Genomic DNA, 19992 nt, shown 5'->3' with positions numbered 1-19992 from the left:
CGTCACCCTAGCCAAGGCCGATTTCGCGGCGTAGCGACACGCCCAATACGTTTCGTATCGCAACGAAAGGGCACGAGGATGACGACTACAGGCAAACAACTTTTCACCACGCTGACGAGCGACGGCACCCTCACCGTCGAGATCGCAAATAGCGAGTTTCCCGATCCCACCGGCAATCAGGTGCTGGTGAAAATGGAGGCCGCGCCGATCAATCCGAGCGACTTGGCAATTCTGACCGGCGCTGCGGATTTCGAAAATGCCGAATATTCGCCTGGTAAGGTCGTCGCGAAGATGCCCGAGCCGTTCAACAGCGGGCAGAAAGCGCGCCACGGCCAGCGCCTGCCAGCCGGTAACGAAGGTGCGGGCACGGTGGTCGCCACGGGCGATTCCGACATGGCCAAGGCGTTGATGGGCCAGCGCGTCGCCTGCGTGCCGGGCACGGCCTACAGCCAGTATGCAATCGCCGACGCTTCGATGTGCCTGCCGCTGGGCGATCACAGTGCAGAGGACGGCGCATCGAGCTTCGTTAACCCCATGACTGCCCTCGGTTTTGCGGAGAACGCGAAGATGGATGGTCAGGAAGCAATCCTTCACACTGTCGGCGCCTCCAATCTGGGCCAGATGCTCGTGAAAATCTGCCAGGAAGATGACCTTGGTTTGGTCAATATCGTGCGGAAGAGCGATCAGGTCGACTTGCTGAAGGATCTCGGCGCGAAGCACATCGTCAATTCTGCGGATGGCGATTTCATGGATCAGCTCAAATCCGCGATCGACGAAACCAACGCCTTCTACGGCTTCGACCCTATCGGTGGCGGCAAGATGGTCGACAGCTGCTTCAAGGCGATGGAACAGGTCGCTTCAAAGAAGATGAGCGAGTATTCGCGCTATGGTTCGAACCAGCAGAAGCGGATGTTCATTTATGGCCGGCTGGACATGGGCCCCACCACCCTCACCCCTTCCTATGGTTTCGGGTGGACCCTGTCGGGATGGCTACTGACGCCGTTCCTGCAGATGGCCGGGGGCGAGACTGTCGCCCGAATGCGCAAGCGCGTGCTGGACAATCTGACCACCACCTTTGCCAGCAGCTACAAGTCGAAGGTCGACCTTGAAGGCATGCTGACAAAGGAAGCGATTCTGGATTACCGCCAGATGAAAACCGGCGAGAAATATCTGGTTATGCCCAACGGCTGACTTAGCGTCCGTCGAACGCGCGCTGGATGGCGGCGGGCTCGGTCTCGCCGCCCGCCAGCAGCAATTGCAGCAGAATGCGCGCCTTCTGCGGGTTCAACGCACGAGCAGCAACAAAAGCGTTTTCATCGTCGTCGGGTTCGCGATCGACCATGCCCTCGTCCGCACGGCTGGCGCGCACGACCAGTGTGCCCTCTCTTGCGAGCCTGACCAGTTCCTGGCGCACACATTCCGGCAAGTTGCCTTCACCCACGCCCGCCACCACGACGCCGCGCGTCGTGCTGCCTAGCTGGCGGGATACGCTTTGCGCATCCAGCCCGGCGTAAACATACACGATCGCAACTTCCGGCAGGTCTTTCGGCAGGCCGAACCGAGCCGGCGTATCGCTGCGCCAAGGCGCTCCGAACCACTCAAGCGAGGCGGGTGTCACCATGCCTACCGATTCGCGCGGGAAGCCACGAAACGCTTCGGCGCCGCGTGTGCGGACCTTGTAGACGTCTCGCGCTGCGAACATGCGATCGCCCATGACTACCAGCACCCCTCGCCCCGCAGCCTGCGCATCACTGGCCACGCGCACGGCATTGGCGAAGTTTCGCAAACCGTCGTAGCCCACAGCATCGGCAGGGCGCATCGCACCCACCACCAAGACCGGTTTGTTCGCCGGCAAAGTCAGATCGAGCAGGAAAGCGGTTTCTTCCAGCGTATCGGTACCGTGCGTAACGATAAGCCCGTCGCATTCCTCGTCAGCAAGGGCTTCCATCGCGCGCGCATGCAGCGGGTGCCAGACGGAGGGTCCGACATCGGCCGAATCGATATTCGCGATCTGCGTTCCTGAAAGCTCAGCTTCAAGACCGAGCCCCCCGACCCGCTCGAGGTAATCCTCGATTCCGATCTCTCCCGCGCGATAATCCTTCGCGATGGCACTGCCAGCTATCCCGGCAATCGTGCCTCCGGTAGCCAATACGGTGAGCTTGCTCTTCATATGCAGCCGCCTAGCGGCGCCCATGCAATCTCGGCAATTGATTTTGAAGATTTGGACGCTATTAGCAGCACCTCCGCACATGAGCGGGCGCTTAGCTCAGTTGGTAGAGCATCTCGTTTACACCGAGAGGGTCGGCGGTTCGAGCCCGTCAGCGCCCACCATCCCCCGACAGGGGCCACACAGGCGGCAGCGCGGGAGAGGGTATCCGCCAGACTTACGACATCGCGATCATTGGATGTGGCCCGGCAGGCCTTGCCGCGGCCATCCTGTTGCATGGCGATGGTCACCAGGTGACGCTTTTCGAGCGATTCGATCAGCCACAACCTCTGGGTTCCGGCCTGATGCTGCAACCTTCGGGTATGGCCGTTCTCGACCGAATGGGCCTGTCGAATGAAATCGCTGCCCGCGGCGCGCGGATCGACGCACTGTTCGGTCTCGACGAACACGGTCGAACGGCATTGGACGCCCCCTATTCCAAGCTCGGGTCAGGTGAGGCGTTCGGAATCGGTATCCACCGGGCAAGCCTGTTCGCGGTGCTGTATGCGCGGGCAATCGCAGCGGACATATCCATTCGCACCGGGTCGGAAATCCACAACAGCGTATTGGAAGGGCGAAGACGTCATATTATCGCGCGTGACGGCACCCGTGCGGGACCCTTCGATCTGGTCGTAGACGCAAGCGGATGGGCGTCACGTATCGAGTTCGGCGAGCAGCGGGGCCTGCTCCCGTTCGGCGCACTATGGGCGGCAATTCCTGTCGAACCAAGTGACCGGCACGCGAAAAACCTCCTCGAACAGCGCTATCGCCGCGCCTCCCAGATGATCGGCATACTGCCAATCGGCTCGCGCAGCCCGGGCTTGCCCGACGAGGTGGCTCTGTTCTGGTCGTTGAAGCGTGACGCGTATTCTCAGTGGCGGTCCTCACCCCTCGCTGTATGGAAAAGCCAGGTCCGCACTCTGTGGCCCGAGGCCGATTTCCTCCTGGACAGAATTTCCTGTCACGACGACCTTACCTTTGCACGCTACGCCCATCGCAGCTCGCATCGCCCGTATCGTGAACGTCTGGTACGAATCGGGGATGCCTGGCATTCAGCAAGTCCGCAACTCGGCCAGGGAGCGAACATGGCCTTGCTCGATGCATGGGGGCTCGCAGCAGGTCTGCGCGAAGGACGCACTCTAACCGAAGGATTACGACTGTCCGCCAGCTGGCGGCGCGATCATGTCGCGCTGTATCAGGCTGTAACAGCCGCGTTCACGCCCCTGTTTCAATCGAGCGATGACTTATGGCCATGGATCCGCGACCGCATCGTCGCGCCGCTTTCCCGTTTTGGCCCGGTGGCGCGGATACAGGCACAGCTGATGAGCGGATTGTTCGGATTTCCGCTCCCCATACTTGGCCTGGAAGTGCCCGACTATTCGGCGATCGCCGCGTCGATGGCTGCGCGTGCGTCCTCGCTGGACCAATCGTAATCGCCCTGTACGCGCCAGATTTCCTGACCGGCACCATCGTACAGGACCGTCGTCGGCATGACCCCGCCACCAATCGCAAAGCTGAGTTCGTTTTCCGGGTCCATCCAAGGTTCGAGCCGGGCGTAACCCTTTTCGGCGAAGAATGGCGCGACTTTCTCGGCGCCTTGCATGTCCTGGCTCGCCGTCACCACCCTGAGCCGACCGTCGTACTCGCTTGCCAGATCGTCCAGCAGCGGCATTTCCTTCACACACGGGGCACACCAGGTTGCCCAGAGGTTGAGCAGGACCGGCGTGCCCTGCAACGCCCCGAGATTGAGCGTGCGCCCATCCGGGTTGCTCAGGTTGACCGCGGGCATCAGCGCGCCGGCCTCACTGGTATCGATTTCTCCGGTAGGCACGGATGAAGCGCTGCTTTCTTGCGCGTCTTCCGACGTGCCCCTATCGCAGGCCGCGACAGCAAGACCGAGGACGATGGCTAGCGTGAACGACGTACGGGACACGAAAAACTCCAACAGCATGTGGGGAGGCAGGTTCGCCGAAGGGCCTAGCGCGATCATGCGCGAAATCAATGCCTCAATCCCTTTCGACAAGGCGCTCTGGCGCGAGGATATCGCAGGAAGCCGGGCGCATGTGGCCATGCTGGCCCAGCAAGGCATTGTGAGCGAGGCTGACGCGAAGGCGATCGATGAAGGCTTGCAGCAAGTCGCGGCCGAATATGAACGTGACGGCGTACCCGAGGATTGGGACCTCGAGGACATCCACATGACCGCCGAAGCCCGCCTGACCGAGATCGTCGGCCCTGCTGCCGGGCGCTTGCACACGGCCCGCAGCCGCAACGATCAGGTGGCGACCGATTTCCGCATGTGGGTGCGCAGCGCCATGCAGCGCTCCATTGCGGGTATCGATGCCCTGCTTTCGGCGCTGGTCGGCAGAGCCGAAGAGCATGCCGATAGCATCATGCCCGGATTCACGCATTTGCAGACGGCGCAGCCGGTGACCCTGGGACATCATCTGCTCGCCTATTTCGAAATGCTGATCCGTGATCGCTCGCGCTTTGCCGATGCCCTCGTACGGATGGATGAATGTCCACTCGGATCGGCAGCACTTGCCGGAACGGGGTTCGATATCGATCGCGACATGACGGCAAACGCGCTCGGCTTCGCGCAACCGACCCGCAATAGTCTCGATGCCGTGTCCGACCGCGATTTCGCGCTCGATTACCTGATGGCTGCGAGCCAGTGCTCGCTTCACCTCAGCCGCCTTGCGGAAGAATTCATCATCTGGGCCAGCCAGCCCTTCGGTTTCGTCAAGCTGCCGGATACGCTGTCGACCGGCAGTTCGATCATGCCGCAGAAGCGCAATCCCGATGCGGCCGAACTGGTGCGCGGGCACGCGGGCCGGGTCATCGGCTGCGCGACCAGTCTGATGATCACCATGAAGGGTCTCCCCCTCGCCTATTCGAAAGATATGCAGGACGACAAGCCGCCGGTATTCGAAGCTGCCGGTCTGCTCGATCTCAGCCTGGCGGCAATGGCGGGGATGGTGGCGGACAGCCGCTTTGAAACGGCTCGCATGCGCCAGGCGGCCGAAGCGGGACATGCGACCGCCACCGATCTTGCCGACTGGCTGGTCCGGCAGGCCGACATTCCGTTTCGCGAGGCCCATCATATCACGGGCGCGGCGGTAAAGCTGGCCGACGAAAATGGTGTGGCGCTGGACGGTTTGTCCATCGGCGATCTTAGGGCGATCGATTCCCGGATCGACGAGCGCGTGTTCGACGCGCTGTCGGTCGATGCTTCTGTCGCGGCACGCGCGTCCTATGGCGGCACCGCCCCGGTTCGCGTAAGGGAACAGGTAGCCGCGGCGAAAAAGCGCCTCGGGCTGGAGGATTGATGCGTAACTGGATTGTACTTGCCGCTTTGCTCATGCTCGGTGCTTGCGGGCAGAAATCCGCACTGGAACCGGTTGAAGGATCGTCGCTTCCGCCCGCACCCTATGGCGCGCAGGTTCAGCCGACTGCGGACGAACTCCTTGAACTGGATCCGGAATCGGCGCCCGATCGCAACGTGGAACTGCGCACTCGCTCGGAGGAACGTGAGGACGATCCGTTCGACCTCCCTCCCCAGTAATTTCAGCGCCCGAAGCAAGGCTTGCTCGACAGTGACGCGCGCATTCGGCACAGGCGTCAGCCATGGACTATTTCCAGCTTAAAGACGGCGTCCTCCACGCCGAAGACGTTGCCCTGTCCCGTATCGCGGAAGAGGTGGGCACACCGGTTTACGTTTATTCGCGCGCCACTCTCGAACGCCATGCTCGGGTCTTCCGGGATGCGCTTTCCGGCCTTCATGATCCGCATATCGCCTTCGCGGTCAAGGCGAACCCGAACCTTGCAGTTCTCAAGGTCTTGGCCAACGAAGGCTATGGCGCGGACGTAGTTTCCAGCGGCGAACTGGCGCGCGCTTTGGCAGCCGGCATGAAACCTGCGGACATCGTTTTTTCGGGTGTCGGCAAAACCCATTCGGAACTCCTGCATGGACTGGAAGCAGGCATCGGCCAGTTCAATATCGAGAGCGAGGAAGAGGGATACGAACTGGCTGCAATCGCTGAACGGCATGGCAGCCGCGCAGCCTGCGCCCTTCGCGTCAATCCTGATGTGGATGCCCGCACCCATGAAAAAATCTCGACCGGCAAGCGGGAAAACAAGTTCGGTGTCCCGCTCGATCGGGCTGCCGAAATCTATACCCGGCTTGCGCAGGAAGACGGCCTCGATATGCGCGGCGTGGCCGTCCATATCGGCAGCCAGCTTTCAACTCTCGAACCCTTGGAAACCGCCTTCGAGAAAGTCGGCGCGCTCATTGCGGAACTGCGGGATAAGGGCTGCGCCGTGACGCATGCCGACCTCGGTGGTGGTCTGGGTGTTCCTTACAAGGCGGGTGAAAAAATGCCCTCGCCCGAAGAATACGGCTCGATGGTCGCCCGGGTCACTGCGAAATGGGATGTCCGCCTGATGTTCGAACCGGGCCGCGTCATCGCGGGCAATGCCGGCGTCCTGCTAACGCGGGTCATCCGGTCCAAGCGCAGCGGGAACGGGCCGCCTTTCGTGGTGGTCGATGCTGCAATGAACGATCTTGCGCGACCGGCCATGTATGGTGCCTGGCATGATTTCGATGCAGTCGCGCCGACCGGTGATCGCATGACCGCACATATCGTGGGTCCGATCTGCGAGACCGGCGACACCTTCGCGATGGACCGCGAATGCGACGCGCTGGTGGCGGGCGACCTCGCCGTCTTCCGCACGGCGGGCGCATACGGCGCGACCATGGCGTCTTCGTATAATTCCCGCGGTTTCGTGGCCGAAGTGCTGGTAGACGGCGATTGCTTTGCCGTGGTGGCGGACCGCATTGCGGCGGCGGCCATAATGGATGCCGAACGCGTACCGGACTGGCTCGGCTGATGCATTCGCTCCCGCTTTTCCATCGCATTTCGGGGAAGCGCGTCGTCGTGGTAGGCGTTGGTGATATGGCCGACGCCAAAGCCCGGCTTGTCGAACGGGCGGGCGGCATTCCATGCGCTGAAACCGAAGCGCATCATGCGCAGCTTGCCTTCGTTGCGCTGGAGGACGAGCGCGCTTCCGAGAGCGCGGCCCGCCGGCTTAAGCAGGCCGGTTTGCTGGTGAATGTCGCCGACCGTCCCGACCTTTGCGATTTCACCTTGCCCAGCGTGCTCGACCGCGATCCGGTACTGGTGGCAGTAAGTACGGGCGGGGCGTCGGCTGGCTTGGCAAAGCACCTTCGCCTCCGTCTCGAAGCCATACTGCCCCAGACCCTCGGTACACTGGCTACGGTTTTGTTCACTGCCCGTGACAGGATCCGCACCCGCTTTCCCGAAAGCAATGCGCGCAGGCGAGCGATCGATGCAGCACTCCAGGAACATGGCGTGCTGGATCCGTTCGAAGAAGCGAGCGCCGCATCAGTTGAAAACTGGCTGGATGGCGCACAAGAAAACGCGAGTTCTCAGATCGTTGAATTTACTATTGCGAGCGACGACCCCGAAGATTTGACGCTGCGTCAGGCACGCGCTCTGGGAAAGGCCGACATCATTCTGCATGATGCACACATTCCGGATACCATTCTGGCGCGCGCTCGCGCCGACGCTGTTAGGAAAGCACTGCCCGCCGACCCGCCGGCCGAGGGATTGACTGTAATTCTACGCCGTAAGGGCTAGACGCTCGCCAGTTCCGCAGCGCCTACTTCCGCAAGATAGCTGGCCATCGCGTCGGCCGTTGTATCTGCAAGAGCGATATAAGCGCGGCGGCGATCGTGGGGATCGGAAACACGCATCAGTAGATCGGCATCGACCATCTGGCCAATCCAGCGCAGGGCCGTGGTCGCTGGCACGCCCGCTGCGATACAAAGCGAAGTGACGCTAACCCGTCGCCGCTCTGATCGGGCAGCCGCCAGGTCGAGCAGAATATCCCAGGCCGGGTCGGCAAACAAACCGGCATCGAAATACTGCGCGCGCAATTGCCGGGCCTTGATCAGCCTGCGGATAATGGAAGAGTCAGGCAACTGGACCCGCTCGGTCCGTTTTCGAGAGCCCGAGTGATCGTCTTCCTCACCTCGCCATCCGGGAGACGGAGATTCAAATCGAAACGCGCCGCCCCCGGCTCGCTGTCCCGGCGACATTAATTCCAGCCTTTCGGCAATACGGCCCACCTGTTCAGTGAGACGGAGCAGCATCAAGCGGTCGTCTTCCCCCATTTCCCGCAAACGCAGATTTGGAAGAAGCGCAAGCACGCGGCCAATTGCAATCACGCGTTCTGCACGGGCCGGATCAACGAGAATCTGTACTGCGGACATCGAAAGACATCCAAAGACGCTGTCGAGCGCACCCATCGTTGTGGAAATGACCAAATGGGCACCGGCCTTGCCGCCGCGCATATCCAGCCGGGATAAGAGCGCCATCGCATCCGCAGTGGCTTCAGAACAATCGACGAGCACCAGATCCCCCAGCGCCGTCAGGGGCCCTTGTGCATATTCTTCCAGACTGCAGCTATCGAGCACGCGGAAACCGGCAGAAGATGCATCCGCACACATCTCTTCCCGCAGATAATCGCGATCAGCCAGCACCGTTACGGTCAGCTGGCATCCAGCAGCATTGCATATCGGCTCGTACAGAAAATCCTGCTGCATCGAATCGCGCTCCATTTCCTTGACGCGAACAGAATGAGAACAAAGCGAGGTTGAGTCAAGAATGTGGTAGATGCTATTTGCAATCCAGCAGCGATATGGGGCGGAGGAGTGGCCGGATTGCTTTGTCGAACTACGGCCGGATTTCGATCGGTGTGCCATCAGGCACGAGGCTCCACACCTCCGCTATTTCCGCGTTGGACATTGCGATGCAACCATCGGTCCAGTCACCTGGCACGCGCGCATCGAACGGCAGGCCGTTGGGTTGTCCGTGAATAAAGATCAGCCCGCCCGGAGACCGCCCGCGGGCATTTGCGAAGGCCCTGTCCTGCGCATTGGGATAATCGATATACAGGCTGAGATAATAGCTCGACTGTTCGTTACCGTAGCTGATCGTATAACGCCCTTCCGGCGTTCGCTCGTCACCTTCGAACTGTTTGTGACCCACTGGCGCATCGCCATATTGCAGACCTGAATAAGCGCGAATGACCTTGCCGTCCTGATAGAGCCATAACTTGCGGTCGGACTTGTCGATCAAAACGAAATCGGCTCGCTCCCCCGCTCGAGCCTCTTGGGCTTGAGCAGGCGGTGCGGAAAGCAGCAGGGCCGCGGCTAGCAGGCAAAACGAGATGGCGGCGAAGCGCATGGCTTCGCCACCATAACGCATTTGCTGCATCAATCCATGAATGGATCGCGCATGAGTATGGTATCGTCGCGCTCCGGACTGGTCGACACCAGCGAGACGGGGGTTTCGATCAATTCCTGTATGCGTTGGATATACTTCACGGCATTGGCCGGGAGATCGGCAAAGCTACGCGCGCCGGCAGTGGACTCTGTCCAGCCATCCATGGTTTCATAGATCGGCTCGAGTGCCGCCTGGTCGGCCGAATGGCTTGGGAAGTAATCGTATACCTGGCCGCGGAGGCGATAGCCCGTACAGATTTTCACCTCGTCCAGCCCATCCAACACATCGATTTTAGTCAAGGCTATGCCAGTGACACCGCTGATCGCGCAGCTCTGACGCACAAGCACCGCATCGAACCAACCCACACGGCGCTGGCGCCCGGTAACGGTGCCGAACTCATGACCACGCTCCCCGATACCCTGGCCAATTTCGTCTTCTAGCTCGGTTGGAAACGGCCCGCTACCCACGCGAGTGGTATAAGCCTTGACGATACCGAGCACATAACCGGTCGCATTGGGCCCGAGGCCGCTACCCGCTGCCGCAGTGCCGCTGACAGTATTTGAGCTGGTAACGAACGGATAGGTTCCGTGATCGATATCGAGCAGTACGCCCTGCGCACCTTCGAACAGAATCTTGGCTCCTGCCTTGCGAACCTTCTTGAGCCGCTTCCACACCGGTTGTGCGAACTGGAGCACAAACGGAGCGATTTCGCGCAATTGCGAAAGCAGTTCCTCCCGATCGATGGGTGGTTGGTCGAAACCCGCACGAAGCGCATCGTGATGGGCGCAGAGACGGTCCAGTTGAGGGTCGAGATCGTCGAGATGCGCAAGGTCGCATACCCGAATGGCTCGGCGGCCAACCTTGTCCTCGTAAGCCGGCCCGATCCCGCGACCGGTTGTCCCGATTTTGCCCGATCCGGCAGCCGTCTCCCGCAATCCGTCGAGGTCGCGGTGAAACGGCAGGATCAGCGGGCAGTTGTCTGCGACAGCGAAGTTGTCGGGATTGATCTCGACGCCCTGCCCCTCGAGCTTTTCAACCTCGGCCTTGAGATGCCAGGGATCCAGCACCACGCCATTGCCGACAATGCTCAACGTGCCGGTAACGATACCGCTCGGCAATAACGAGAGCTTGTACGTCGTATCGCCAACCACGAGCGTGTGGCCCGCGTTGTGGCCACCCTGAAAACGCACGACGGCATCGGCGCGACTGGCAAGCCAATCGACGATTTTGCCTTTGCCCTCATCGCCCCACTGGGCACCGATTACGGTCACATTTGCCATGATTACGCCTTTTCCCCTGCCAGGGGATCCACGAGGTCCTTCGACAGGACTCGACCAAGGGATGGAATGGAGAAGCGGAAACCCGCTTCAAATGCGGTGCGCGACCTAGGGGGCCATGGGTTTCCCGTCAAGCCGCGGAAACTTTGCTGCGCTCTACCATTGACTGAACACAAGGAGATTTCATGACAGACTATCCAATGCTCACCCTGAACGATGGCCGCCAGCTTCCGCAGATTGGCTTCGGCACGTATCAGATCGATAATGACAAAGCTGCAGAAGCTGTGCGGACGGCCGTCGATGTTGGCTATAAAATGGTCGATACGGCAGCCGTTTATCAGAATGAAGACGGCGTCGGTGACGGCCTGACCGAAACTCCGGACATCTTCCTGCAGACGAAAATCTGGAACGCGAGTCAAGGGTACGACAGGACTCTGAAAGCGGCAGATAAGTGCCTTGATCGCCTAGGACGTGATAACGTCGACATGCTGCTCATTCACTGGCCCTGTCCGGAGAAAGGGTTGTTCGTCGAAACGTGGAAAGCATTGATCGAGCTTCGCGATCAGGGAAAAGCCAAATCCATCGGCGTGTCGAACTTCAGAACGGAAGATCTGAAGCGGATCGCGGACGACACTGGAGTAACGCCCGCTCTCAATCAAATTGAACTGCATCCGTCCTTTCAGCAACGCGAACTACGCAAGCAGCATAGCGATATGGGTATCGTCACGCAAAGCTGGTCCCCGCTTGGACAAGGCGCGGGAATGGAAAATTCAACGATTGCGAGCATTGCCGAAGAGACTGGTCATTCAGCCAGTGCCGTGATCTTGCGGTGGCATCTGCAGCACGGGCTTTGCCCAATTCCCAAGGCTTCCAGCCGTGACCATATCGAAGCAAACTTCTCGGCGATCTCTTTCACCCTGTCGGATGAACAGATGGCACGGATCGACGCATTGGACGATGCTGATGGCCGGATAGGTCCAGAGCCGAGCAAACTGAACGAGTGAGATTGGAAAAAGCCGGGGATGCAGCCTGCTAAAGAGACTGCTAAAGGCGGCGCCGTGAAAACCGAACCCGCCCCTCTACCGATCCGCATTGCCGCCCTCTACCAGTTCGCGAGATTTGACGATCCCGCGTCCATCAAGCCCGATTTGTCGGCGTGTATGGAAAAGGCTGGCGTGCGCGGCACGCTGCTTCTGGCCCGCGAAGGGATCAATGGCACCATCGCGGGGTCGGACGATAGTATCGACGCCGTTCTCGCTCATGTCCGTACCTTGCCCGGCTGCTCCTACATCGAGGTCAAGGAATCGCGTTCCGACACGATGCCCTTCCGTCGCACCAAAGTGCGGCTGAAGAAGGAGATCGTGACAATGGGCCAGCCCGATCTCGATCCGTTGTCCGGAGTGGGTACCTATGTCGATCCCCAAGACTGGAACGCGCTGATCGCCGATCCCGACGTGATTGTGATCGATACTCGCAACGATTACGAAGTGCAGATTGGCACCTTCGAAGGGGCGATCGACCCTGAAACGAAAAGCTTCGGAGAGTTCCCCGATTGGTTCCGCGCCAAGCGGGCAGAGATCGAAGACACGGGTCGCTCACCAAAGATCGCCATGTTCTGCACAGGCGGCATCCGCTGCGAAAAGTCGACCGCCTTCGCTCGTTCCGAAGGGGTGGAGGAAGTCTACCACCTCAAAGGCGGCATTCTGAACTACCTCGAACATGTTCCGGAACAGGAAAGCCTGTGGCGCGGTGAATGCTTCGTCTTCGATGAACGGGTCAGCGTGGGCCATGGTCTCAAGCTTGGCGATCATTCACTATGTCGTGCGTGCAGGCGGCCCTTGAGCGGGGAAGATATGGCGCACGAGCATTTCGTGGAAGGCGTATCGTGCCACCGCTGCCATGACGAACGCAGCGAAGAACAGCGAGCTCGTTACAGCGAGCGGCACCGGCAGGCGGCGTTGGCCGACGCGCGCGGACAGGATCATATCGGTCGCAAGGATGATATCGAAACGGATGACTGAGGTGATCCTCTACAGTTTCCGTCGTTGTCCCTATGCGATGCGCGCACGCATGGCGTTGAGCGTGAGCGGTGCCAGTTACGAACACCGCGAAGTGGTGTTGCGCGACAAGCCGCCCGAGATGCTGGAGGTGTCACCCAAGGGAACGGTCCCTGTTCTAGTCGTGCCGGGTGCCCCGCCCTTGGAAGAAAGCCTGGACATCATGCACTGGGCATTGGGACAAAACGATCCGGAAGGCTGGCTCGATCGAAACGATCAGCTCTTGATCGAGACCAATGATGGCCCCTTCAAGCACCATCTGGATCGCTACAAATACGCGACCCGCTATGATGACGTGGACCCAGAAGAGCACCGGGCGGCAGCGTTCGATATCCTCAAGCAACTCGACGAGCGGCTGGCCGGTACCGCCTATCTATGCGGAGCTCGGCGCGGCTTGGCAGACATCGCAATCTTTCCCTTCATCCGTCAGTTTGCCAATGCCGACCGTGCTTGGTTCGACGCGTTGGACCTGCCCGCTCTCCAAAAGTGGCTGGAAGGACTCCTCGTCTCGGACCTTTTCGCCGGGGTGATGCGGAAACATCCGCAATGGAAGTCAGCGGATTAGAGCGTCCGGGGGGCGTCCCCATCCAGAACATGCGAACATCCCAGCTGCTGCGGGTCGTCGGTCGGTTCAACCGCCGCCACCGTACGCCAGCCAATCGCTCGCAGCCGGGCTGCCGTCCCACGATCATGGCCGAGCGGGAGAAAAAGCTTCTTCCCGTCATCGCCATTCGTGGCACCTAGCGCATCGAGCAACGGGTCCATGTAGAGCGAAAAACCTGTCGCAGCTTCTTCGCTCCCGCGAATAGTATAAGTCCCACCTCGCCCAAGCGCGCCGCGCGCTCCGTCGCCATAAAGCGTGAAGCCGAACCAGCTCTGGTATTCGAAACCATGCCGTTCCGTGGGATCGAGCGTTACCCGTGCTCGCTCACCGATCGTCGCCGCAATCGTCCTCAAACCCTCGATCCTGCTGGCCAGCGCGCCGCCCGCATCAAGCGCGGCGAGCTTGTCGATGGCCATCGCAAAGTCACCAGTGGCATAGAGTAGCGGAAGGTAGGCATCGCCGCCCGCTTCGCGCAGACCGCCTGCATCCTTCGTGTCGAGTTCGCGCCGCACCGCTTCGCGCTGGTCCGGTGCCAGGGGCATGGCATCCTGCGCCAGAGCGTCGACCAGATCTGGCAAGGTAAAATCGACCGAGATATTGGTAACGCCTGCAGCCGTGAGCGCGTCGATCGCGACCGAGACGATTTCGCTGGCCGCTGCCACGCTGTCCGTTCCGATCAACTCCGCGCCCATTTGCAACCGCTGGCGTGCCGGATCCAGCTGGCTCGCGCTGAGGAAGGCGACGTCACCTGCATAACAAAGGCGCAAGGGGCGCGGCGCATGTGCCATACCCGTCGCCGCGATACGCCCGATCTGCACCGTGATGTCGCTGCGAAGCGCGAGTGTTCGCAAACTGTCGGGATCGGTAAAACGCACCATCCGGCGCGTCGCCACGCCGTCCATGCGGCCGGCCAGCGACTGTTCGAACTCTACCAGTGGAGGGCGGACACGATCATAGCCGTGGCCATCCATCGCATCGAGCACTGCGCGCATCGCAGAAGTAATCTTGCGGGCGCGATCCGGCAGAGCGTCTTCGAGACCGACAGGCAGGAGGTCGTCAGCTGTTGTCATAATGACGCGCCCCCTGCCCTATCGTTTGTCAGAACGCCAGCGGCATCACGGTCTTCACGCCTTCCAGCGCGCAGGCCGCCTTTACGACGTCGTCCGGGATCGGCTGGTCGACACTCAGCAGGAGCACCGCTTCCCCTCCTGCCGCGCGGCGGCCAAGGTTGAACGTGCCGATGTTGATGCCGTTCTCGCCCAGAAGAGAACCGATCCGACCGATGAAACCGGGCGCGTCCTCATTCACGATATAGAGCATATGGCCATCGAGTTCGGCTTCGATCCGGACGCCGAAGATTTCCGTCAGACGCGGCGCATCGGCACCGAACAGCGTACCGGCGACCGAACGGTCGCCAGCCTCGGTGCCCACCGTGACACGCAGCAGGGTGTTATAGGCGCCTTCCTTCTCGTGGCGAATGGACCGGATGTCGAGGCCGCGTTCCTTGGCCAAAAAAGGCGCATTGACCATGTTTACCGTGTCCGAATACTGCCGCATCAGGCCGGCCAGAACCGCACCCTCGATCGGCTTGCCGGAAAGCTCTGCAGCGGCACCCTCGCGCTCGATGCTGATCTTGGTCAGATTTCCATGTGCAAGCTGACCCACGAGACTGCCGAGGTTTTCCGCCAGCTTCATATAGGGTTTTAGCTTGGGCGCTTCTTCGGCGCTCAGCGATGGCATGTTGAGGGCATTGGTAACGCCGCCGCTGACCAGATAATCAGCCATCTGTTCCGCCACCTGCAGCGCGACGTTGACCTGCGCTTCGGTCGTGCTCGCACCAAGATGCGGGGTGCAGATGAAATTGGATTTGCCGAACAGTGGGCTATCCTTGGCCGGCTCCGTCTGGAACACGTCTAGGGCCGCCCCGGCGACCTGCCCACTGTCGAGGGCTTCTGCCAGCGCTGCTTCGTCGATCAACCCACCTCGTGCGCAATTGACGATCCGGACACCGGGCTTCGTTTTCGCAAGATTCTCCTTCGACAGGATATTGCGCGTTTCGTCGGTCAGCGGCGTGTGGAGCGTAATGAAATCCGCCTTGCCAAGCAGCGTGGCGAGGTCTGCTTTCTCCACACCGATTTCTACTGCGCGCTCTTCGGTGAGGAAGGGATCATAAGCTACGACCTTCATCCGCAGTCCCAAAGCGCGCGCAGCGACGATCGATCCGATATTGCCCGCACCGATAAGGCCCAGCGTCTTGCCAGTAACCTCGACGCCCATGAAGTCGTTCTTGGGCCATTCGCCGGCCTGCGTCCGCGCGTTTGCGGCCGGGATCTGGCGCGCAAGTGCGAACATCATGGCGATGGCATGCTCGGCCGTGGTGATCGAATTGCCGAAAGGCGTGTTCATCACCACCACGCCCTTGGCGCTGGCGGCGGGAATATCGACATTGTCGACCCCGATGCCTGCACGCCCGACAACCTTCAGATTGTCCGCGGCATCGATGATATCCTTGGTAACCTTGGTGGCCGAACGGATGGCGAGGCCATCATACTGGCCGATGACCGCCTTCAGTTCATCGGGCGTCATGCCCGGCTTCACATCGACGTCGCAGCCACGTTCTTCGAAAATGCGGGCGGCGTTCGGGTCCATCTTGTCCGAAATGAGGACTTTGGGCTTGCTCATGACAGATACTCCTGTCGTTGCCCCCGGCCATGAGGCCGGGTCATGAATTGGAAATAGGGCTGGTGGCGGCAGGGGGTCCCTGCCACCAACCGGATCAACCGTTCTTGACCTGCTCGTAGGCCCACTCGATCCACGGCAGCAGGCGCTTGAGGTCTTCCTGCTCGACCGTGCCGCCGCACCAGATGCGCAAGGACGGCGGGGCATCGCGATAGCCGTTGAAGTCGTACCCGACGTCGCGGTCTTCCAGCAGTTTGACGATCTTTTTCGGAACGCCAGCCTTATCCTCTTCGGAGAGACTGTCGTACCAGTCGCCCTGGAAGACGAAGCAAACGCCGGTATTGGTCTGCTTGGCCGGATCGGCGACCATATTGCGCAGCCACGGCGTCGCCTCGATCCAGTCCTTGACCAGCTTCGCATTGGCATCGGCCCGCTCGAACATTGCCTTGCGGCCGCCGATCGACTGCGCCCATTCGAGTGCGTCGATGTAATCCTCGGTCGCGAGCATCGATGGCGTATTGATCGTCGCGCCTTCGAAGATGCCGGTGTTGATCTTTCCGCCCTTCTTGAGACGGAAGAGCTTGGGGAGCGGCCATTCGGGATCGTATTCCTCGATCCGGGCCACGGCCTTGGGGCTGAGGATCAGCATGCCGTGCTGGGCTTCCGAGCCCATCACCTTCTGCCAACTGTACGTGGTGGCATCGAGCTTCGCCCAGTCCATCTCCATGGCGAAGATGGCACTGGTGGCATCGTTGATCGTCACGCCTTCGCGATCCTTCGCGAGCCAGTCCGTGTCCGGTATCTTCGCACCCGAAGTGGTCCCGTTCCAGGTAAAGACGACGTCGTTATCCTGCGGGATGAATGCCAGGTCCGGGATCTCGCCGTAATCGGCATCCAGCGTGGTCAGCTTGGGCAGCTTGAGCTGCTTGACCGCGTCTTGGATCCAGACGTTGCCGAAGCTTTCCCATGCCGCGACAGTCGCCGGGCGATCGGGCTTCAGCATCGTCCACATTGCGCATTCCAGCGCCCCGGTGTCCGAGGCAGGCATGATGCCGACCAGATAGTCTTCGGGAACGCCCAGCATTTCCTTGGACAGGTCGATGGCATGTTTCAGCCGTGACTTGCCAAGCGCGCTGCGATGCGAGCGGCCGAGCGATTCGGTTTTGAGATTGGCGGCAGACCAGCCCTTGTGCTTGGCGGTCGGTCCGGACGAAAAGAAAGGGCGCTCGGGTTTGAGCGTCGGTTCGGCAGTCATGTATTCTCTCCTTGCAGAGAGCTCGCGCGGCGTTGGGACCGCGTGGCCCGTCGGCGGCAATATAGTTGCGCGTGAGCAAGTCAATGCGAAATGCTGGACAAGCGGCAAACCGGGTCTGTGTATCGACAAGCGACCACTCGCCAAAACCCTCGTGCCGGACTATGGCCGCCCGCAATGGACGTGACCGATCTTCGCATCGCGCTGTTTAGCGGAAACTACAATTATACCCGCGACGGCTGCAATCAGGCGCTCAATCGCCTCGCCGACTACCTGCTGCGGCAGGGAGCGGCCTTGCGAGTGTATTCGCCGGTAGTGGAAAAGCCGGATTTCCCTCCGACGGGCGATCTGGTGGACGTGCCGAATATGCGGATGCCGGTGCCCCGTCGGGGGGAATACCGCCTCGGCCTGCCTCTCGATTCAAAAGCGCGAGCGGACTTGGCGGCCTTCGCTCCCAATATGGTGCATCTTTCCGCTCCCGATTTTACCGGCCATTCGGCCTTGAAGTGGGCGCGCAAGCGGGACATTCCCGTTCTCGCATCGGTGCATACCCGGTTCGAAACCTATCCGCGTTATTACAACGTCGGGTTCCTGGAGCCAGTGGTCGAATCCTTCCTCCGTCGCTTCTACCACCGTTGCGATGCTCTGGTTGCGCCTTCGCAGAGCCAGATCGAAGAGCTCAAGGCGCAGGACATGCACGACGACATTTCCCTTTGGTCGCGCGGCGTGGATCGGACCGTATTCGATCCGTCGAAGCGCGATCTGGAATGGAGAAGAGCAAATGGCCTCGCCGACGATGATGTGGCCATCGTGTTCCTTGGCCGACTTGTGATGGAAAAAGGTCTCGACGTTTTCGCCGAGACCATTGTCCAGTTACGCAGGCGCCAGACACCTCACAAGGTATTGGTCATTGGCGATGGTCCCGCTCGCAGCTGGTTCGAAAAGGCTTTGCCCGGGGGAACCTTCGTCGGTTTCAGAACCGGGGCCGATCTCAGCCGGGCGCTCGCCAGCGGAGACATTTTCTTCAATCCCTCAATTACCGAGACCTTCGGCAATGTCACTCTGGAAGCCATGGCCAGCGGTCTGCCGGTCGTTGCGGCTGGGGCGACAGGCGCGGCCAGTCTCGTGAACGATGGCGAGACCGGACGACTCGTTGAGCCCGACAAGCCCGATGCCTTCGCGCAAGCCTGTGCGGAAGCACTTGCCCCCTACTGCATGGATGACGCCTTGCGCCTCGAACATGGCGCGAATGGCGAAAAAGCCTCTCGCGCCTATTCCTGGGACGCCATCAATCAATCTGTCGTCGACACATACCTTCGCTTGCAAAAGCAGCGCGGACGCTGATCTAGGTGAGGACGCCCTGCGCGCGCATCCTGATCGCGTACCACAAGGTGAAAAACGTGATGATCCAGATTGCCGCGTCGAGCGCCGGATTGTTCATGTCTTCCGGCAGATCGATTGCGACGCGCTGAAAATACGTCGTCCCAACTAGGCCGACAATCGAAATTGCCAGCGAATGGATCGCAAATCTCGACCGGGCCAGAAGCAGGATCGAACCTAGAAACGCCCCCCAGACGCCTAATGCCCAGAAGCCGGTCGCCCAAGCCGGAAAAGTATCGAAATAGGCGATCTGGCTGGACGACATTCCCAAGGCGTCAAGCTGCCCCAGTTCGGTCATCAGGTAACTTGTGATCCCAAGCCCGTTCCAAAGTAGCGTGACTATGCCGACTGCCCACAAGTGCCACGGCGTCGTGATGGATGTATTCATGACTGAACCCTCCCCTCGCGACCCGGTGCAGCAGAATATCACGTGCGGCACCGGGAGCAAAGAGAGACGCCGGTCAGAGGCGTTCGATCTTCTTGGCGAGGTCGTCGACCAGATCGACGATTTCGCGCATCGTCTCTTCTTCTAGTTTGCCCGACCGTGCACGATTTTTCAGCACGGTCGCCAGATTCCCGATCGCGCGGAACATTTCCGGCGTCGCGAAGGCCTTCCCCGATTTGGCGCGCCGCTCCCGCTGCCCTTCGATCCGCTCGATCAGTCCGTCGGTTTCGTCCTTCCTGTCGGTCAACTCGCCACGTCCCTTTTCGGTGGCGCGGTAGGCCTTGCGCGGTTCGTCGCCTTCGACCTCGCGGATAAGTCCCTCGTCTTCGAGCAGCGACAGGGTGGGATAGACCGTGCCGGGGCTCGGCGAATAGCTGCCGCCTGTCATATCTTCGACCGCCTTGATCAGCTCGTAACCATGACGCGGCTCATGTGCGATCAGGTGTAGAAGCAGCAACCGCAACTCTCCGGGAGCAAACATGCGCCGCCCGCGTGTACGCTGCTTCTTGTCCCGGCGGTGGCCGGTTGAGAATGGGCCACCCGCGCCGAACGGCCCACTGGGTCCGAACGGTCCGTCGGGCCCGAAGGGACCTTTCGGACCAAAGATGCCATCGGGCCCGAAAAAGCTGTTCGTACTGAACGACTTCCTGAACCTCCCATCCCGATCATCGTCGGCATCGATGTCTATTTCGACATCCACATCGAAGTCACGGCCCTCGGGATAATCGGGAATATGTCCTTCGTCGGGTTCATCTCCGCGCCTGTCATTAGTCATATCGAGTCTC

General features: G+C 60.6%; 20 protein-coding genes and 1 tRNA gene. 11 read left to right on the top strand and 10 right to left on the bottom strand.

Features of this window, described 5'->3' with window-relative positions; all coding sequences use genetic code 11:
- Positions 1 to 78: 78 nt before the first annotated feature.
- Positions 79 to 1191, top strand: a complete 1113-nt coding sequence (locus KYK83_RS06405; RefSeq protein WP_222827613.1) for a zinc-binding dehydrogenase — start codon at positions 79 to 81, stop codon at positions 1189 to 1191.
- Between the two features lies 1 nt (position 1192).
- On the opposite strand, the gene KYK83_RS06400 is transcribed toward KYK83_RS06405, so the two are convergent.
- Positions 1193 to 2170: an asparaginase gene (locus tag KYK83_RS06400; protein WP_222827612.1), complete on the bottom strand. Its 978-nt coding sequence runs from the start codon at positions 2168 to 2170 to the stop codon at positions 1193 to 1195.
- A gap of 85 nt (positions 2171 to 2255) precedes the next feature.
- Here KYK83_RS06400 and KYK83_RS06395 point away from each other — a divergent pair.
- Together KYK83_RS06395 and KYK83_RS06390 are read left to right on the top strand one after the other, a co-directional pair.
- A tRNA-Val gene (locus tag KYK83_RS06395) sits at positions 2256 to 2331 on the top strand.
- Between the two features lie 42 nt (positions 2332 to 2373).
- A complete protein-coding gene (locus KYK83_RS06390; protein ID WP_222827732.1) occupies positions 2374 to 3639 on the top strand; it encodes an FAD-dependent oxidoreductase in 1266 nt (421 codons plus the stop codon).
- Here KYK83_RS06390 and KYK83_RS06385 read toward each other — a convergent pair.
- Positions 3582 to 4139, bottom strand: a complete 558-nt coding sequence (locus tag KYK83_RS06385) for a TlpA family protein disulfide reductase (protein WP_234036408.1) — start codon at positions 4137 to 4139, stop codon at positions 3582 to 3584. The two genes, KYK83_RS06390 and KYK83_RS06385, sit on opposite strands and share 58 nt — an antisense overlap.
- Positions 4140 to 4155: 16 nt before the next feature.
- Between KYK83_RS06385 and argH the strand changes: the two genes are divergently transcribed.
- From argH to KYK83_RS06365, 4 genes are all read left to right on the top strand, one after another.
- Positions 4156 to 5532: an argininosuccinate lyase gene (gene argH / locus KYK83_RS06380; protein WP_222827731.1), complete on the top strand. Its 1377-nt coding sequence runs from the start codon at positions 4156 to 4158 to the stop codon at positions 5530 to 5532.
- Positions 5532 to 5768 carry an LPS translocon maturation chaperone LptM gene (gene lptM, locus KYK83_RS06375; RefSeq protein WP_222827611.1) on the top strand — a complete coding sequence of 79 codons (237 nt, stop codon included), beginning with the start codon at positions 5532 to 5534 and terminating at the stop codon, positions 5766 to 5768. The genes argH and lptM overlap by 1 nt, the downstream gene beginning before the upstream one ends.
- A 62-nt stretch (positions 5769 to 5830) precedes the next feature.
- Entirely contained in the window at positions 5831 to 7093 is a 1263-nt protein-coding gene (lysA, locus tag KYK83_RS06370) for a diaminopimelate decarboxylase (protein WP_222827610.1), read from the top strand.
- A 65-nt stretch (positions 7094 to 7158) separates the two neighbouring features.
- Positions 7159 to 7863: a precorrin-2 dehydrogenase/sirohydrochlorin ferrochelatase family protein gene (locus tag KYK83_RS06365; RefSeq protein WP_248284294.1), complete on the top strand. Its 705-nt coding sequence runs from the start codon at positions 7159 to 7161 to the stop codon at positions 7861 to 7863.
- Here the strand turns inward: KYK83_RS06365 and KYK83_RS06360 are convergent.
- The 3 genes from KYK83_RS06360 to KYK83_RS06350 all read right to left on the bottom strand — a co-directional run bounded on the left by KYK83_RS06360 (position 7860) and on the right by KYK83_RS06350 (position 10793).
- On the bottom strand, positions 7860 to 8831 hold the full coding sequence (locus tag KYK83_RS06360) for a helix-turn-helix domain-containing protein (protein WP_103022739.1): 972 nt from the start codon (positions 8829 to 8831) through the stop codon (positions 7860 to 7862). The two genes, KYK83_RS06365 and KYK83_RS06360, sit on opposite strands and share 4 nt — an antisense overlap.
- Before the next feature lie 130 nt (positions 8832 to 8961).
- Positions 8962 to 9495, bottom strand: coding sequence for a L,D-transpeptidase family protein (locus KYK83_RS06355; protein ID WP_248284293.1), 534 nt, complete (start codon positions 9493 to 9495; stop codon positions 8962 to 8964).
- Positions 9496 to 9503: 8 nt separating this feature from the next.
- On the bottom strand, positions 9504 to 10793 hold the full coding sequence (locus KYK83_RS06350; RefSeq protein ID WP_103022615.1) for an adenylosuccinate synthase: 1290 nt from the start codon (positions 10791 to 10793) through the stop codon (positions 9504 to 9506).
- Positions 10794 to 10975: 182 nt separating this feature from the next.
- Between KYK83_RS06350 and KYK83_RS06345 the strand changes: the two genes are divergently transcribed.
- From KYK83_RS06345 to KYK83_RS06335, 3 genes are read left to right on the top strand one after another with little or no spacing between them, the layout of a single operon-like run.
- Entirely contained in the window at positions 10976 to 11794 is an 819-nt protein-coding gene (locus KYK83_RS06345) for an aldo/keto reductase (protein WP_222827608.1), read from the top strand.
- Between the two features lie 54 nt (positions 11795 to 11848).
- Positions 11849 to 12811: an oxygen-dependent tRNA uridine(34) hydroxylase TrhO gene (trhO, locus tag KYK83_RS06340; protein WP_346729424.1), complete on the top strand. Its 963-nt coding sequence runs from the start codon at positions 11849 to 11851 to the stop codon at positions 12809 to 12811.
- Complete coding sequence (locus KYK83_RS06335; protein WP_222827606.1) at positions 12804 to 13412, top strand: glutathione S-transferase; 609 nt, start codon at positions 12804 to 12806, stop codon at positions 13410 to 13412. The genes trhO and KYK83_RS06335 overlap by 8 nt, the downstream gene beginning before the upstream one ends.
- Here the strand turns inward: KYK83_RS06335 and KYK83_RS06330 are convergent.
- The 3 genes from KYK83_RS06330 to KYK83_RS06320 form a co-directional block, all read right to left on the bottom strand.
- Positions 13409 to 14521 (bottom strand): ATP phosphoribosyltransferase regulatory subunit, encoded by a 1113-nt coding sequence (locus KYK83_RS06330; RefSeq protein WP_222827605.1) that lies wholly within the window; start codon positions 14519 to 14521, stop codon positions 13409 to 13411. The genes KYK83_RS06335 and KYK83_RS06330 overlap by 4 nt on opposite strands.
- Positions 14522 to 14549: 28 nt before the next feature.
- Entirely contained in the window at positions 14550 to 16133 is a 1584-nt protein-coding gene (serA, locus tag KYK83_RS06325; protein ID WP_222827604.1) for a phosphoglycerate dehydrogenase, read from the bottom strand.
- A gap of 94 nt (positions 16134 to 16227) precedes the next feature.
- Positions 16228 to 17385 (bottom strand): phosphoserine transaminase, encoded by a 1158-nt coding sequence (locus tag KYK83_RS06320; RefSeq protein ID WP_222827603.1) that lies wholly within the window; start codon positions 17383 to 17385, stop codon positions 16228 to 16230.
- A gap of 174 nt (positions 17386 to 17559) precedes the next feature.
- Between KYK83_RS06320 and KYK83_RS06315 the strand changes: the two genes are divergently transcribed.
- The gene (locus KYK83_RS06315) at positions 17560 to 18726 is read left to right on the top strand and encodes a glycosyltransferase family 4 protein (protein ID WP_222827602.1); all 1167 of its coding nucleotides are present in this window, start codon (positions 17560 to 17562) and stop codon (positions 18724 to 18726) included.
- A gap of 1 nt (position 18727) precedes the next feature.
- Here the strand turns inward: KYK83_RS06315 and KYK83_RS06310 are convergent, their stop codons facing one another.
- Together KYK83_RS06310 and KYK83_RS06305 are read right to left on the bottom strand one after the other, a co-directional pair.
- Complete coding sequence (locus KYK83_RS06310) at positions 18728 to 19150, bottom strand: hypothetical protein (protein WP_222827601.1); 423 nt, start codon at positions 19148 to 19150, stop codon at positions 18728 to 18730.
- A gap of 73 nt (positions 19151 to 19223) precedes the next feature.
- On the bottom strand, positions 19224 to 19982 hold the full coding sequence (locus KYK83_RS06305) for a PadR family transcriptional regulator (protein ID WP_222827600.1): 759 nt from the start codon (positions 19980 to 19982) through the stop codon (positions 19224 to 19226).
- Positions 19983 to 19992 lie beyond the last annotated feature (10 nt).

Source organism: Qipengyuania pacifica (assembly GCF_019857205.1).
In the GTDB taxonomy this organism is placed as follows: domain Bacteria; phylum Pseudomonadota; class Alphaproteobacteria; order Sphingomonadales; family Sphingomonadaceae; genus Qipengyuania; species Qipengyuania pacifica.
Note: the sequence above shows the minus strand (reverse complement) of the source record. Positions and strands in the feature narration are given on the sequence as shown.